Below are 16,298 nucleotides of genomic sequence, written 5' to 3'. Positions count from 1 at the left end.
TTTTCATTAGTGAAGGTTTAAGTCATTTTTAGAAACATTTATCTATATTGCGCTCTTGACTGTCTAGAAGCAGTACGGCTCTCAGCACGCTGAGTGCTTTCCTCAAAAGAGGATGTTTCAGTTGGTTTTTGTGTTAAATATTTAGCTAATGAGTTGATGGTTGGATATTCAAATAGGTTAATTACTGATATATCTTGAGGAAAAATTTCTCGTAGTTTGGCGTGAATTTGAACAAGAAGTAATGAGTGACCACCGAGATCAAAGAAATTATCATAAATGCCCACCTTTTCAACATGAAGCATCTGTTGCCAAATATTAGCGATCGCTTGCTCTACCTCAGTTTCGGGTGGCTCATAAGTTGCTGCCAATTCTGGGCGATCGCCATTTGATTCTGGGAGTTCTCTACGGTTCACTTTACCATTAGGTGTCAGTGGCAGAGCTTTTAACATAATGAAAGTTGCAGGCATCATGTATTCCGGGAGTTTTTCTCTGAGAAATCTTTGTAGTTCGCTAACACTGTGTGTTTGTATTTGTTTAGGAACAATGTAGGCTATTAAGAATTTATTATTGCCAAACTCCTCTTCTCGAACTGAAACTACAGCCTGCTGCACTTGTGGGTGTTGACACAGTGTAGTTTCAATTTCTCCTAGTTCAATGCGGAAGCCTCTAATTTTTACTTGGTGATCGACTCGTCCAAGAAACTCAATATTACCGTCAGGTAAGTAACGAGCCATGTCACCAGTTTTGTATAAACGCGAACTTGTCTCTACAAAAGGATTGGGAATAAACTGTGCTGCTGTTAAATCAGGTTGATCCAAATAACCCCTAGCTAATCCTGCACCGCCGATGTACAACTCACCTGGTACACCAATGGGTACAGGTTGAAGTTGCTCATCCAGTAGATAAATCTGCGTATTGGCAAGTGGACGACCAAGGGGTACTGTCTGTGCATAACTAATTTGCCGATCAACTGCGAAGGTAGTAACCCCCACGGTGGCTTCTGTAGGGCCGTAGTGATTGAAAATTAAGCAAGATGGTGCTTGCTGCTGAATCTGTTCAATCAGTTGCCAGGTTGCGGCTTCACCACCCAGAATTAATTGCTGGCGAGGCAAGATGGAATCGGATGGTGCAGCTGCAAGAAGAGTGGCAAGGTGAGAAGGGACAATTTTCAGACAGTCGATAGGATGTGTGCGGCAGTATTTTGCCAAGGCTGCTGAGTCAGTAGCACACTCGGCAGACAACACATGCAGACATCCACCAGTACAAAGAGCAGCAAAGATTCCAGTATTACCTAGGTCTGCGGACAAGGTAGAAACAGTGGCGAAGTTGGTTGTTGCTGATAAGTCTAACCTTTGTGTAATTCCGGTAACGTAATTTAGAAGTTGTTGATGTTCGATCACCACTCCTTTGGGTTTACCAGTAGAACCGGAGGTGAATAAAACATAAACTAAATTTTCAGTCGTCACTTCACTGATCGGATTTTTATCTTTGTGTTGAGCAATGGTATCCCAATCTGTGTCTAAGCAGACTATCTGTGCTGTGTGCGTCGGTAGGGCATTTACTAATCGCTGTTGTGTCAAGATTACTGGTGTTTGGGTATTCTGCAATCGGTTGGCAAAACCCTCTTTGGGTAAAGTTGGATCTAGCGGTAAATAGGCTCCACCAGCCTTGAGGATGCCCAAAAGTCCAATAATCATCAAAAGCGATCGCTCTGTGCAAAGTCCCACTAAAACTTCCGGCTTGACTCCTTGCTGCTGCAAATAGTCAGCAAGTTGATTGGCTTTGCTGTTCAACTGTGCATAGGTTAATTGCTGGTTTTCAAAGACAACAGCAATTTTATTCGGTGTTTTTTGTACTTGTGCTTCAAATAGTTGATGAATGCATTTATCTTGTATACTATCAATATTTCTTTGGTTAAATTCAACTAATAATTGTTGGCGATCGCTTGGGCTAAGAATCTCTACTAGGCTAATTTTCTCTTCTGGATTAGCAGTTACACTGGTTAATAAAGTTTGAAATTGTCTGGCTATACGTTCAATAGCATCAGCTGATAAATAATTGATATCGTAGTAAAATTCTGTAGTTAAATAATGCTCGCGTTGAGTACAAGTAAGTTTTATTTTAAACTGTTCGATACAACTGTAATATTGCTCCAGAGAAAATAGTACGTCGCCAGCAACAAGTTCTTCTGGTAGTTGTTCAAACTCGAAACCGATGGAAAAAGCCAGTTGATTATTTTCTATGGATTCTGGCACAAAATAATCTTGCCATTCTGCACTAGCTTCTAGAGTCTGATTAGCTAGTTCTACAACTTCTTTAAAACGTAAATCTGGTGTCAAATAACTTTTAATTGGCAACCAAGTAGCAACAAGTCCTAATAAGTTATGTAGTTCTTCATAATCTCGGCGATCGCTAGCCATGCCGATGACGATATCTGGCTGTCTTGTAAGTCGCCAAATCAGCGTTTGCCAGCAAGCTAGTAAAACGACAGCAACGGAAGTATTATACTTTTGAGCTAAGGTGGCAATCTTGGCTGTTATGTTAGGGGTAATATCTAAGCGATAATAGTCTACTTCAAACTTTGATGGCTGTAATAGTTTGTTCTCAAAAGGCAACTTTAAAGAGGCAAAGGTCGAAATCTTTTGCTCATCCCAGTATTGTTTAGCTGTTTCTGCATCTTCATCTTCGAGTAATTGATTATGCCATTCTGAAAATTGTAGATATTGTACAACTTCTTCTGATACTACTTTTTCTTGTAGGCAAGCATAATAGAAATTGCTGATTTCAGTTACCAAATTTTTGAGTGTCCATGTATCAGCACAAAGTGAAGGCAGACTGATAAGTAAAATGTACTTATTTATTGATAGCGTTACTAGAGATAGATGCAACAGTGGACCTTGCTCAAAATCGAAAGAAAAACCGCGTATTTCTTGGAATAAATAGTCTATTTTGCTTGAGAGTTCTTTTGGTTCGTAATGACTCAGGTCAATGTCATGCCACGATAGAATATTACTATTTACTAAAACCATCACAGGAATTTTCATTCCAGGTAGGTGGTGAAAAGTTGTACGCAGAATTCCATGTCGAATAACGACTTGCTCTAAAGCAGCTTTTAACGCTTCTGGTTTGAGATTGCCTTTAAGAAGAAGGGCACATTGAGCAAAGTAAGCTAAACTACTATGCTGCTGTAATGACCAAAGATGCTTTTGTTGAGGAGAAAGCCGAAATCCTTGAGTTATTTGATTTGGCATATTGTCTACTCACTTAACGGTTTACGACAAACTAAAAACAGCAGTATCAGACTCTTGTACTACTCCTAAATAACGGTTTTTATCATAAATGCTATCTATGTATGATGCTCTCTAGATTTAAAGTCATACATAGAAGCTATAGTATCATGATTGGTATTGCCTTGTTTTGAATCTATTATAATATTTATCCTCCTTTGACAACGATTAATAGGCTAAAAATTTATCTCAATTGCATAATCGAATTTAAAATAATCCTTATATATTAGAGATAGTAGATTAAGAGACTCGTAACAGTTGGTCTTAAGTATCCTGAATGCTTAACTACATATAAGCTAATTTTATCCTTTTAATAAACTCATTAATTATATTTCTTTAATCATTTCGCCCATTGCTACAACAATTTTACGAAAACCCACATAAGAATTTCGTCCGTGGGCAATCAGCATATTATCTAACATCAAAATATCGCCTTGCTGCCAAGCAAAGCTTGTTTTAGATTGCTGATAAACTTCATTAATTTCTGCAATAACTGAGTCCTCTATAGGAGTGCCGTCTCCGTAATAAACATTACGCGGTAGCTGTTTATCTCCAAATGTAGACAATAGAGATTCTCTAACTTCTGCATCTAAATAGGCTATATGGTGTAACTGAATTTGATTGAAAAATACAGATTCACTAGTTTTTGGATGTACTGCCAAAGCTGGACGAACTTGGCGAGTAACTAGACTATTATCATTATACCATTCAAAATCAATCCTAGCTTGACGGCAATAATTTTCGACAACTAATTTGTCATTGGTACGAAAGAAATTTTGCCAGCTTACATCCAGACCCTTGGTATAGTGGCGGACGTACATTAATTGTTTTTTAGCTAATCTTTCTCTCAGTGTGGGATTGATTATTTTATAAGCTTTTCGACAGTCTATAATCGGTGTTTCTCCACCTTGTTGTGCTACTTGGATGCAGAAAAACCAAATTTTCAGAGGCCACTGATGTAAGTGAGAACTTTCGTTATGAAAAAGGATGGCTTTTTCAGACGGATAAGGAGTAGAGCCATAAACTTTACCACCCTCTCCAGTCCGGGGTAAATCACCATATTCATCAAATAAGTCTGGAGAAATTACCTGGGCAAAATTTTCAAATTCCAATACTGATTTTACATTGAAACCTCTAAACAAAATTGCGCCATGTTTTAATAATTCTCTCTCTAAATATTCCTGGTTAAGTTTAGACCAATAAATCAAATCAATATCGTTACTAGCAGGCTGAATTACTAAAGGAAATGTTTGTCCTGTTTGGAAGTAATCAGTTTTGACTAATTTTTCTGGCAACGAGCTAACAGCTTTAGGAGTAATACTGATTAGCTTTTCCTGATTAAATGCTTTGCGCTCTCTTTTTTGCCTAACTTGTTGTTTTCTTTCAACTTCAGTCAGCATTTCTAAATTACCAATGCGCACATCAGGTTGGGACACAATGCTGTTAAGCAGCGTCTGGAAGTGATTTGTCATCCGAGTGATGCTAGCAGCATCAAAAAGTTCAGCATTATACTGCCACTTACCCAAAATTCCCTGCTCTGTTTCTGTTAAAAATAGTGCTAAATCAAACCTGGCTATTTTGTTTTGAATTTCCAACAGACTTAAGGTCAGTCCTGGCAATTCTAAGGTTGGCATTGGGGCATTCTGAAGGACAAACAATACCTGAAATAGTGGCGATGCGTTACTCAAGTTTCGCTCAGGTTGCAAAGCTTCTACTAATTTCTCAAAGGGTAAATCCTGATGGGAGTATGCTCCTAATGCTACCTCGCGTACTCGCCCAAGTAATTCACGGAAACTAGGGTTTTTGCTCAGATCAGTGCGTAAAACCAGCAGATTGACAAAAAAACCAATTAATAATTCTGTCTCGGCTCGATTACGATTAGCAACATCAGTGCCAACAATGATGTCATCCTGCTGGGTATAGCGTTGTAGTAATATTTGAAAACTTGCCAGTAGGGTCATGAATAAAGTGACACCCTCTTGGCGCGATCGCACTTGCAACTCTTGAGATAGGTTAAAGGGAATGTCGAAGAATTGAGTTGCACAAGGGCTAGTTTTAATTTCTGCCCGTGGGCGAACTGTAGGTAATTGTAGTACAGGAAGGTTGCTTCCTAATTGCTTTTTCCAGTAGCTCAGTTGTTTTTCCAATACTTCCCCCTGCAACCACTGTTTTTGCCAGATTGCAAAGTCTGCATACTGTATCGGTAGTTCTGGTAGTGGAGAAGGTTTTCCGACACAAAAGGCTTGGTACAGTGTTGCTAATTCTTGAACAAACACACCCATTGACCAGCCATCTGAGATAATATGGTGGATTGTGAACAATACTATATGTTCTTGCTCGTGGATACGCAGGAGAGTACATCTTAGTAATGGCCCTTGCACTAGGTCAAAACAGCGTTGCGATTCTTCTGTAATCAGTTGTTGAACAACAGCTTCTTGCTGTGCTTCTGGTAACTCACGTAAGTCTACTACTGGTATTCTGATAGTTAGGCTGGGAGCGATCGCCTGAAATGGTTGCCCATCTACCATATAGAAGGTAGTACGCAACGCTTCGTGACGACGGATTATTTCCTGTAAGCTCTGCTCCAGCACAACTAGATTTAGGGAACCCACGAGGCGTAAACCAGATAGATCGTTATAGGTTAAGCTGCCAGGGTATAGTTGCTCCAATAACCACAATCTAGCTTGAGCAAACGACAATGGTAAATTGCCAGATCGGGAAACCCGGACAATGGCAGGAGTTTCTAGCTTCTGTTCCAGTTTCATCACTATTTCTATCTGTTTAGCTAGGCTAGCGATAGTGGGTGATTCAAATAAGTGACGCAGGGGGAGTTCAAGGCAGAAAGCATCGCGCACGCGGGACATAACTTGAGTGGCAAGTAAGGAATGTCCACCCAGTTCAAAAAAGTTGTTGTCTATTCCTACTTGCTCAACACCAAGAATCTGCTTCCAGATTCCGGCCAGGACTTCCTCAACAGAATTACGGGGTGCTACATAGGCAAGACCAAATTCCTGTTGCTTATATTTCTGAGGTGAACTAAACTTGGGAATTTGACAGACTGGAATTCTGTTTAAAAGTGTTGCTATCTGTGGTTCTGGGTCACCAATTATGGTAATTAGCAAACTTAGGAATTGCTCCTGAATCAGAATTACGTCAGATTGCTCGAAGCGGCGTTGATCATAGATGATATCAATTATGAGTTCTGAACTTGGAACTACGAGCAAAGTCAAAGCATATTTTGTTTGCGAGCCTTTAAAACTAGTCTGACAGATATTAAGACTTAAATCAGAAGAGCGGAGAATTGATACATCCGGAAAATTCTCAAAAACTAAAAGGCTTTCATAAAGGGGTAATGCTCCAGGCACTTCACTCCATTGATGGACTTGACCGCTGGGGCTATATTCATACTGCTGTAGCTTTAAGTTATAAGTCTGGATGTCTTTGAGCCAAGACCAGAAGGATGCTTCAGGAGAAACCTTTACCCGTATTGGTAAAGTATTAATGAAGAGTCCGGTCATCAATTCAACCCCCTCTAGTTCTGACGGACGACCAGAGACAGTGATGCCAAAAACTACATCTTCTTCACTGCTATAACGACTCAGGAGCAGCGCCCAGACTCCCTGAACCAACGTGTTCAAGGTCAGGCGGTGTTGTCTTGCCAAAGATTGCAGTGTTGCTGTGGCGGCGGCTGACAAGAAAACTCTTCGTTCTGCGTAGGGCTGTTCTTGGTCAGAGAAACCAGTTGGCTCTGCGATCGTTCCCAGTGGGGTTGGTCTGGTAAAACCCTGTAGAGTCTGCCGCCAGAATGCCTCTGCTGCGGAACTATCTTGCTTTTTTAGCCAAGCAATGTAGTCTCTGTATGGACGGGGTTTCTCTAGATATAAATCTTGACCTTGAGAAAACGCTTCGTAAAAAGCTAAAACTTCCTTGAAGATCAAAGAACCAGACCACCCATCGATGAGAATGTGGTGATGAGTCCAAATAAATTGGTAATGGTTTTGAGCGAGATGAATTAGCGTCAGACGAATCAGTGGGGCTTTGGCAAGTCCTAAGCCTTGTTTTCGCTCTGAGTGCAAGAAAGCTTCTAGTTGCTTTTGCTGCTCGGAGGATGTAAGATGTCGCCAGTCTAGCTGTTCTAGAGGGACTTTGATTTGGAGAAGCACCGCCTGAAGTGGTTCATCCTGTTCTTTCCAGACGAAGCATGTTCTTAAAATGGGGTGGCGGTCTATCACCCGTTGCCAAGCTTGCTCATAGGCAAAAATGTCTAATTTCCCCTCAACAACACCAGTCAATTGCTCAATATGGATGCCTGACTCTGGAGCATACAGTGTCTCGAAGAGCATACCTTGCTGTGGAGCCGAAAGGGGATAAATTGCTTCAATGTTTTTCTTGTTCACCTCATCCTCCACTTAAGAAAAGTCTATTTCAGCAAAAGCCTTTTCTAATTTTTCTTGGCTCAGTTCGACATCAGGAAAGTCAGAAGGAGTATAACCAAATACATCAGCAGACTGACTGTGAACAATCAGGGCCCGCAGCACTTCTATGCACCCTTGAGCCAGATGCTCAACTGTGGCACGTTGATAATTGTTCTTGCTATACATCCAATCCAGTTGCAACTTACCACCCATAACGAATCCATTACACTCCAGCAAATGGCTCATGCTTCCTTGTGGACTACGGCTAAGACCAGGAGTCAAATGAGATAGTCGAAACATAGAATCCTCAGGGATAATTCGATCCAACTGACCTAAGTAGTTGAAAATAACTTGGACTTGAGGAAGGGCTTGCAGTTGCTCAACTATTTCTGCATCCTGGCTCATGTAGCGCAGCACACCATAGCCAAGACCTTGATTTGGAATTTGGCGAAGCTGCTCTTTTACTAGTTTCAAAGTATCTTCTGGATGGATTGCCTCACCCAGTTTTAAAAGAACTGGGAAGATAGTTGTAAACCAGCCGACAGTGAGTGATAGATCCACGTCGTCGAAAATATCTTCTCGCCCGTGACCCTCTAAATCAATCAGTAGCGTTTGCTTTCTAGTCCACTGTGCTAAAGTTTGGGCAACCGCAGTTATTAACAAATCATTAACTTGGGTTCGGTAAACTTGAGGAAGCTCCTGAAGCAATGCTTTAGTCTCTTCCACAGTGAGTCTAGCTGACACAATTTGGGCAGAAGCCACTAAGTTGTCACCATCAGGATGATCTACTGGCAGAGGAGCAACGTATTTCCGTGAATTTGATAGCCAGTAAGGTAGTTCTTGCTTAAGTTCTGCTGACTGTGCATACTCCTGTTGTCGTTGTGACCACCGCTTGAACGAGGTTGTTTTTAGTGGCAGCCTGATTGCTTCACCCCGAGTCAGCTGTTGGCAAGCGATATGTAAAGCGTCCAGCAAAATCCGCCAAGAGACACCATCAATGATTAGGTGGTGCATAGTCACCAGCATTCGCGCTGGCTTTTGCACACCCAAGTCAAAAAAGGCCACCTTCAGCAATGGTCCGGACGACAAGTTGAGACTAGCCTGTACTGTCTCGGTTGCTGCCTCAATCGCAAATTCTTGTTGGTCTAGTGACAGCGCTGACAAATCTAGCCAGATAAAAGATACAGCCTCATCTGACCCAGCATTGAACTGTTGCCAACTGAATTCTTTTTGCACAAAACGCAGACGTAAGGCATCGTGATGTACAAGCAATTGCTGTAGCGCTTGCTTGATGAGCAACGGGTCGAGTTGTTGCTTTACTTCCAGCTCGATTGCTTGGTTCCAGTGGTGTGAATCAGGCTGATTTTGCGCTAAGAACCACGTCTGGATGGGTGTCAGGGGTAATGAACCAACGATCGCTTCTTGTTCAGCCCGAATTGTTGCGGTAATACCTGCCATCGGTGCTAATTCAGCGATCGTTTGATGATCAAAAATTTGACTGGTAGTTAGCTGTATAGCAGCTTGCTTGGCTTTAGCGATGACTTGAATGCTGAGAATAGAATCTCCGCCTAAGTCGAAGAAGTTGTCGTAAATGCCTACCTGCTCAAGACCAAGTACCTGACTCCAGATATTAGCTAGTATCTCCTCAATAGTAGTACGCGGTGGTGTATAAGCTGCGTCTAAATCAGGTCTGGCTGTATCCGGTGCTGGCAGCGATCGCCGATCTATTTTACCGTTAGAAGTTAATGGCAGTGCTTTCAGCGATACAAAGGCTGAGGGCACCATGTATTCAGGTAGTTTCTGTTTGAGAAAACTTCGTAGTTCTTCGAGTGATGGTGACTCCTGCCGCCAAACAATGTATGCTACTAAACGCTGGTTGCCTGAAACATCCTCCCGCGCCAAAACTGCTGATTCTTGTAATCCTGAATACTCATGTAGTACGGTTTCAATCTCTCCTAGCTCAATACGGAAGCCTCGAATCTTTACTTGATCGTCGCAACGCCCCAGAAACTCCAGCGTCCCGTCCTGTTGATAACGAACTAAATCGCCAGTTTTATAAAGACGTTCTCCAACTTCGGTGCCCAAAGGATTGGGAATAAACTTCTCTGCGGTCAGTTCCGGTCGATTCAGATATCCGCGAGCTAGTCCCAGACCTCCAATATACAACTCACCCACCACACCGATCGGCACTAATTGACAGTATTGGTCGAGCACATAGAGCTTGGTGTTGGCGATTGGGTTACCAATTGGAATTGATCCTGATAAATGTTGGTGAGTTGGCACTTTATAAATGCAGCATCCTACAACCGTCTCTGTTGGCCCATATTCATTGACGAGCATGGTATTGGGAGCAAACTTTTGCCAAAAGGCAATATTTTGTGCCAGTAAGTTTTCGCCTCCGATAATGAAGGCGCGAGTTATTTTAGCAGCTTCTTCTGGTAATATCTGCTGGTTGAGCAATTCTAAATGAGCAGGCGTGATTTTAACGAGACTTAAATTGGAATAATCACGTAGGGAATTGCTTAAGGTCTCGATACCTTTGTCTTCCAAGAGTAGCTCTACTCGACCCCCTACCAGTAAAGGTGAAAACAGACTAGTGATTGTGAGGTCAAATGCTAGAGAGGAATGAACTAGCGTTCCTTCTCCTTGAGAGACTGTATAGGCTTGCGTACACCAGTGCAAGTAGTTGACCAAACCTTGATGAGGAATTAATGTTCCTTTGGGTTTGCCAGTGGAGCCGGAGGTGTAGATGACGTAGGCTAGATTCAGAGCCGTTGTCTGACTGACTGGGTTTTCTGTACACTCCTGGGCTATAACTTCCCAATCGCTATCTAAACAAATGACTTGAATTCCTTGTATTGGGATGTCGGCTGCTAAACTTTGCTGGCTTAGTAGCACAGGAGTCTGAGTATCCTTGAGAATGAAGGTTTGGCGTTCCTGGGGATAAATTGGGTCGATTGGTACATAAGCTCCACCTGCTTTGAGGATACCTAGAACTCCTATGACCATTTCTAAAGATCTGTCTATGCAGATGCCTACTAGCACATCGGGACCAACTCCCTGTTTTTGTAGGTAATGAGCTAGCTGATTGGCACGAGCATTGAGTTCAAAGTAAGTTAGTTGCTGGGCTTGAAATTTGACGGCGATGTTTTCAGGTGTGCGACCGCTTTGTAACTCAAACCAATGGTGGATGCACTGGTAGGGTAAAACAGTGGTTTGGGTATTGTTGAATTCGCCTAAAAGTTGTTGACGCTCATTATCGCTAATAATATTGAAAGTAGCGATCGCCCCAGTTGGATTTTTGACTATGCTGGCTAACAAAGTCTCAAACTGAGCCACCAAGCGTTGAATATCTTCTGCCAAGAAGATATTGGCATCATAGTGAAGTTCGTAGCTCAGAGAATCATCAAGACTAACACAGCGAAGTTTCAGATTGAATCTATCAAGACAAGCGTATTGTCTGGAAATAGAAAAAGATACATCCATCCCAGAATACTGCTTTGAATGTTCCTCAAACTCAAAACAAAGCGGAAAGAATGACAACTCTATTTCATTGCTGGTTGATTTGACAATCTGTTCCCAAGTAAAATACTCCTGCCATTCAAATAATTTGCTAGTCAATTCGTTAACGTGTTGCAAAATATCGCTGAATTTGGAATTGTCTGTTAGATGACAATGAACAGGTAAATATTTCGTAAATAGCCCTAACGCTTCCTCAAGTCCCTCATACGTCCGTCCATGATAAGCAGTACCAACAATCACGTCTAATTGTCCGCTGAGTCGTCCGAGCAGCACCTGCCAACAAACCAGAAAAAATATAGAAGTAGAAGTATTATATGTCCGTGCGATCGCTTCAATATTAAACGCTAGTTCGGGATTAATTATTTGGGTAATAAATTTAGGTGTAAATTCTAGTTTTTCCGGACGTTGGTGTTCAAAAGGAAGCTTCAAAGTGAAAAGAGCAGAGATATCTTGTTTGTGCCAATACTCTTTTCCTAATTCCGTTTCCTCTGAGTCAATTAATTCATTGAAAATTTCAGAGACATCAGCATACTGTATTGGTTCATCTGAGATCACATCTTGCAAGTGTGCTGCATTATATGAATAGCCGAGCTCTCGCACTAAATTCTTGAGCGTTGCTGTATCCGCCAAGAGGGCAGGCAAACTGACAAGCAATATATGCTTGTCGGACGATAGCTCAATTAGGGCTAAATACCAAAGTGGTTCTTGCTCAAAGTTAAAAGGCTGTTGGCTTAATTCATTAAAAATTACCTCTAGTTTAAGTTCTTGTTTAAACGGTTCCAGAGCAATTAAATTATATTTTTGAATAAACGGAATGTAGTTATTAGTTATGACTTGAAGTGGTATATCTACTCCTGGCATACAAGGAAAGTTTGTACGCAGTATTTCGTGCCGATTGACAATATCCTCTAAAACAGTCTGAAATTTTCTTACATTGAAATTTCCCTCAATCAGGATTTGACATTGAGCACGATAATGCTGGCTACTGTCAGTTTTTTGCAACAACCATAAATGCTTTTGTTGTGGTGAAAGTCGAAATCCCCTAATAATTTCTTTTTCCATATTTGCTCCTCAGTTACTTGCAAGAAAATGATATTTATCCTACAAACATGTAATTTATTTTTCTATTTTTGGGCATCATTTGCTGCTCACAAGTCCAACTTTCTGTTTATTAAATAACTCGACGTTTAATGTTCTTAAATTTATGAATACGCGCCTCCTTGAGTTGTTTTTCATTCAGAATTTGTTGTTGCTTGCTTACTTCAGTGAGCATTTCCTCTAGAACATGCAGCTGAGTTTGGGGCTGTTTAACAACAGTACACAGAAGTTGTTCAAAGTATCCTAACATCTGCTTCATGCTGACAGCATCGAATAGGTCGGTGTCGTATTCCAACTGCACCTTCAGTCCCTCAGTTGTATCCATCAGATTCATCAGCAAATCAAACTTTGCTCTTTCAGCATCAATATCTGATTCCGAGAGCTTCACGCTTAGACCAGTAATCTCCAAAGGTGGTAGAGGGGCATTCTGGAGAACAAGCTTGACCTGAAACAGTGGCATACGGCCTCGAGTTCGCTCCAGTTTCAAAGCGTTCAGCAGTTTTTCAAACGGGAAATCCTGATGGGCATACGCTGACAAAGTACAATCGCGCACCCGTCCAAGCAACTCTCGAAAGGTCGGATTTCCTGAGAGGTTTGTCCGCAATACCAGTTGATTTACAAAGAACCCGATCAATCCTTCAACCTCTGGTTGATTGCGGTTGGCGACATCAGTACCTACAACTATATCGTCTTGCTTTGTGTACCAGTGCAACAGAGTCTTAAAGGTCGCTAGCAGTAGCATAAACAGCGTTATCCCTGACTGCTGGCTCAGGACTTTTAGCTCTTCGGACAAAGCCTTTGGTAACATTAGAGTTTGTCTAGCCCCTTGAAAGGTTTGAACTGTAGGTCGGGGGCGGTCAGTAGGCAGCTGCAATGTCGGAAGATCATACAGTTGCTGCTTCCAGTAAGCAAGTTGAGTCTCTAATACTTCTGTCGCCAGCCACTGCCGCTGCCAAACAGCAAAGTCTGCGTACTGAATAGGGAGCTCAGGCAGTGTAGAGGGCTTACCAATACTGAAAGCCTCGTAAAGCGCGACCAATTCACCAACGAGTACGCCCCACGTCCAACCGTCAGTGATAATATGGTGCATTGTGACTTGCAGCAAATATTCTGTCTCAGTCAGATGCAGTACGATGCTCCTCAGCAATGGGCCTTGTTCTAAGTCAAAAAGCTGTTGAACTTCCTGAGTAGTTCGTCGCTGAACCTCCTGTTCACGCTCAACCTCCGGCAACTTCCTGAGGTCTATGATTGGCAGAGTCATCGTCAAGGCTGGGGCAATGATTTGAACCGATTCTTCTTCTATGATCGCAAAGGTGGTGCGTAGAGCTTCGTGACGGCGTACTATTTCATTCAGGCTTTGCTCCAGTGCTCTTATGTTGAGTGAACCCGACAGGTGTATAGATGCAGCTTGATTATAAGCAGCGCTGTTTGGCTCTAATTGGTAGAGAAACCACATCCGCTGCTGGGCAAAGGATAGAGGCGCTGATCCGGACTGGGAACGTCGAGGAATAAGTTGTAGTTGAGCATTAGATTCAAAGTTTCCGCACAACCGCTTTTTCAGCAGCGTTTGTTTGACAACGGAAAGCTGAGAACGTCGCTGGGAAAGTTCATCTTTTTTTTGCTCAAAGCTTATACTATCGTTCCGAAAAGTCATTTGTTTAACTCAATATCCTATTGAGCAATATCTGCCTAAAAATTTCAATTCTTTCTAATTCAGAATCTGTACTTTTATATAGTCTGGAAAAGGTTGAATCCGCGTTAAATCATTTTCAATAGTCACTAGTTCACCCCGCTTTTCAATTTCTTTGAAACCTGCAAATTTATAAGCGATATACATCATCCGATTACGATTATTGGAAACAAACTCAGCGCATAGCCGAACGTTGTTGTTTTTAGCTAGATTCATAATATGGTTCAGCATAATCGTGCCGATACCTCTAGACATAACGCGACAGGACATCAGCAGAAGTTTTATTGTCCAGATGCTTTCTTGGCACTCTATCAGAACTAACCCAATTTTACCGTAACTTCCATATTTATCATCTAAACTAGCAATAAAAAGTTTGTGATTTTCTGATTGACGAAAATGATTGAGTTCATCATAAGAGTATGTATAACCAGTGGTATTTAATTGGTTAGTACGTACTGTTAATTCTTCTGCTCGTTGCAAATCTTCTTCTTTTGCCGAAGATATGGTAAAACTCATCTTGAGGGTGGCTAAAAACCCTTCTGGTGTCCCAACAAATTCTTTTTCAGCATTTTGACGCTCTGTATCACTAATGTACATTAATCTTCGAATTTTAGAATCTTCTGTAATAAAACGCGGATTCATTTCTGGCATATCTAGTAGATGCGCCAGTTGTGATGTATTGATACAAAAGACTTCCGGCAGGGAAAAGTTAACTTCTTCCAGTTCAAATGGCTGATCGTCAATGAAGGCGATCGCGTCTTTCCCAATATTAATTAATTTAGCGATTTCTTGAATAGAAGCAGCCTTGGAATTCCAATTGATTTGAGGATACAGAAAATACTCTTGCAAACCAAACTCTTGAAGTTTGTCCATAGCAAGAACACAATCATTTTTACTTGCAACCGATTGTAATATTCCGCGACTATCTAAAGTTTTGATGATATTTACGATATTATCTCGCAAGTAAACTTGTTTATCCTCCAATAACATACCATGCCATAGCGTGTCATCTAAATCCCAAACGACGCACTTAACAATTTTTTTGTCTTCTTGCTTATTATTTGAAGATTCAATTTGAGTGCTAATCATGTATTTATATCCTTGCTGCTAAGTTTTGCACCCTCACAGCGCCAGTGCGTGGTGATAGGTACTCCTGATAACCGTACTCAGCGATAGTAACTTGTTGGATCTGAGTGCTACCTTCAATGATTTCCATGATTTTGGCATCTCGCAAATACCTTTCAACCGGGTATTCGCTACTGCAACCATTGCCACCATGAATTTGTACGGCATCACTTGCTACTTGAGAAGCAATTGTGGATGTAAAATACTTAGCAATTGAGGTCTCTATAATGGAGCTAGGATCGCCAATATCCTTGAGATAGCCAGCTTGATAGCATAGCAATCTTGCGGCTTTGACATTGGCAATCATGTTAGTAATCATTTGTCGAATTAATTGATGTTCTTTTAAATAAACGCCAAACTGCTTGCGATCGCTTGTATAGCGAATGCAAGCCGACAAACAAGCTTGTGCAATGCCTACAGACCCCCATGCTACACTGTATCTGCCATAATCCAGTGCAGAGGATGCCACATAAGAGAAACCAGAACCCTGCCTACCTACAAGATTTTCCTGTGGAATGCGACAGTCATCTAGATGCAATTCTGCTAACATCGAAGCCCTGACACCTAGCATCCCAAAAATTGGTTTGATCGAGAGTCCAGGGCTATTCTTTTCAACTAAGAAAGTAGAGGGTTTTCCTTCACATTGAGCAAACACTAAAAAGACATCTGCAATTTGTCCATAGGTAATCCATTTCTTGTGTCCATTTAAGATGTAAGCATCCCCAGAAAGTGTTGCCGTAGTTTCCACACTTTTGGCATCACTACCCACGTTAGGTTCACTCAAAGCGAAAGCAGCAATTATTTCACCAGAGGCTAATTTAGGAAGCCAATAGTTTTTTTGAAACTTATTGCCCCACTTGCAAAGAGCATGAGAAACCATGCAATGAACTGTCAGCAAACTCCGCAGCGAAGAACACCCGCGTCCAATTTCTTCGTTCAGCAAGCCATAAGTAATCATATCCATAGCTTCGCCACCGAACTCTTTAGGTAAAACAGCACCTAAATATCGTTTTTGAGCGAATTTTTTAACTAGATCTGGAGGGGTACGTTCTTGTTGATCATATTGATTTGCCTGAGGTACAACCTCTGCATATACAAATTCTCTAAATTCAGCCTGAGCGTTTTTTTGCTGAGGAGTTAATTCTAGTTTCATCAGATCAC

Annotated in this window: 6 protein-coding genes; all 6 read right to left on the bottom strand. The window is 41.5% G+C overall.

The genetic code is table 11. The features are described 5' to 3' along the window. Nucleotides 1–38: 38 nt before the first annotated feature. Nucleotides 39–3,251, bottom strand: a complete 3,213-nt coding sequence (locus V7K89_RS22755; RefSeq protein ID WP_335191172.1) for a non-ribosomal peptide synthetase — start codon at nucleotides 3,249–3,251, stop codon at nucleotides 39–41. A gap of 362 nt (nucleotides 3,252–3,613) precedes the next feature. Further along, complete coding sequence (locus V7K89_RS22750; protein ID WP_335191170.1) at nucleotides 3,614–7,684, bottom strand: condensation domain-containing protein; 4,071 nt, start codon at nucleotides 7,682–7,684, stop codon at nucleotides 3,614–3,616. A gap of 12 nt (nucleotides 7,685–7,696) precedes the next feature. Continuing rightward, entirely contained in the window at nucleotides 7,697–12,286 is a 4,590-nt protein-coding gene (locus V7K89_RS22745; protein WP_335191168.1) for an amino acid adenylation domain-containing protein, read from the bottom strand. A gap of 109 nt (nucleotides 12,287–12,395) precedes the next feature. Then, nucleotides 12,396–13,976: a condensation domain-containing protein gene (locus V7K89_RS22740; RefSeq protein ID WP_335191166.1), complete on the bottom strand. Its 1,581-nt coding sequence runs from the start codon at nucleotides 13,974–13,976 to the stop codon at nucleotides 12,396–12,398. A gap of 54 nt (nucleotides 13,977–14,030) precedes the next feature. Then, on the bottom strand, nucleotides 14,031–15,101 hold the full coding sequence (locus V7K89_RS22735) for an HAD-IIIC family phosphatase (protein WP_335191164.1): 1,071 nt from the start codon (nucleotides 15,099–15,101) through the stop codon (nucleotides 14,031–14,033). A 4-nt stretch (nucleotides 15,102–15,105) separates the two neighbouring features. After that, nucleotides 15,106–16,290: an acyl-CoA dehydrogenase family protein gene (locus V7K89_RS22730; RefSeq protein WP_335191162.1), complete on the bottom strand. Its 1,185-nt coding sequence runs from the start codon at nucleotides 16,288–16,290 to the stop codon at nucleotides 15,106–15,108. Nucleotides 16,291–16,298: the final 8 nt, after the last annotated feature.

The organism is Nostoc sp. (genome assembly GCF_036917515.1).
In the GTDB taxonomy this organism is placed as follows: Bacteria; Cyanobacteriota; Cyanobacteriia; order Cyanobacteriales; family Nostocaceae; genus Nostoc.
The sequence above is the reverse complement of the archived record's forward strand: the minus strand, read 5'-3'. Positions and strand labels throughout refer to the sequence as shown.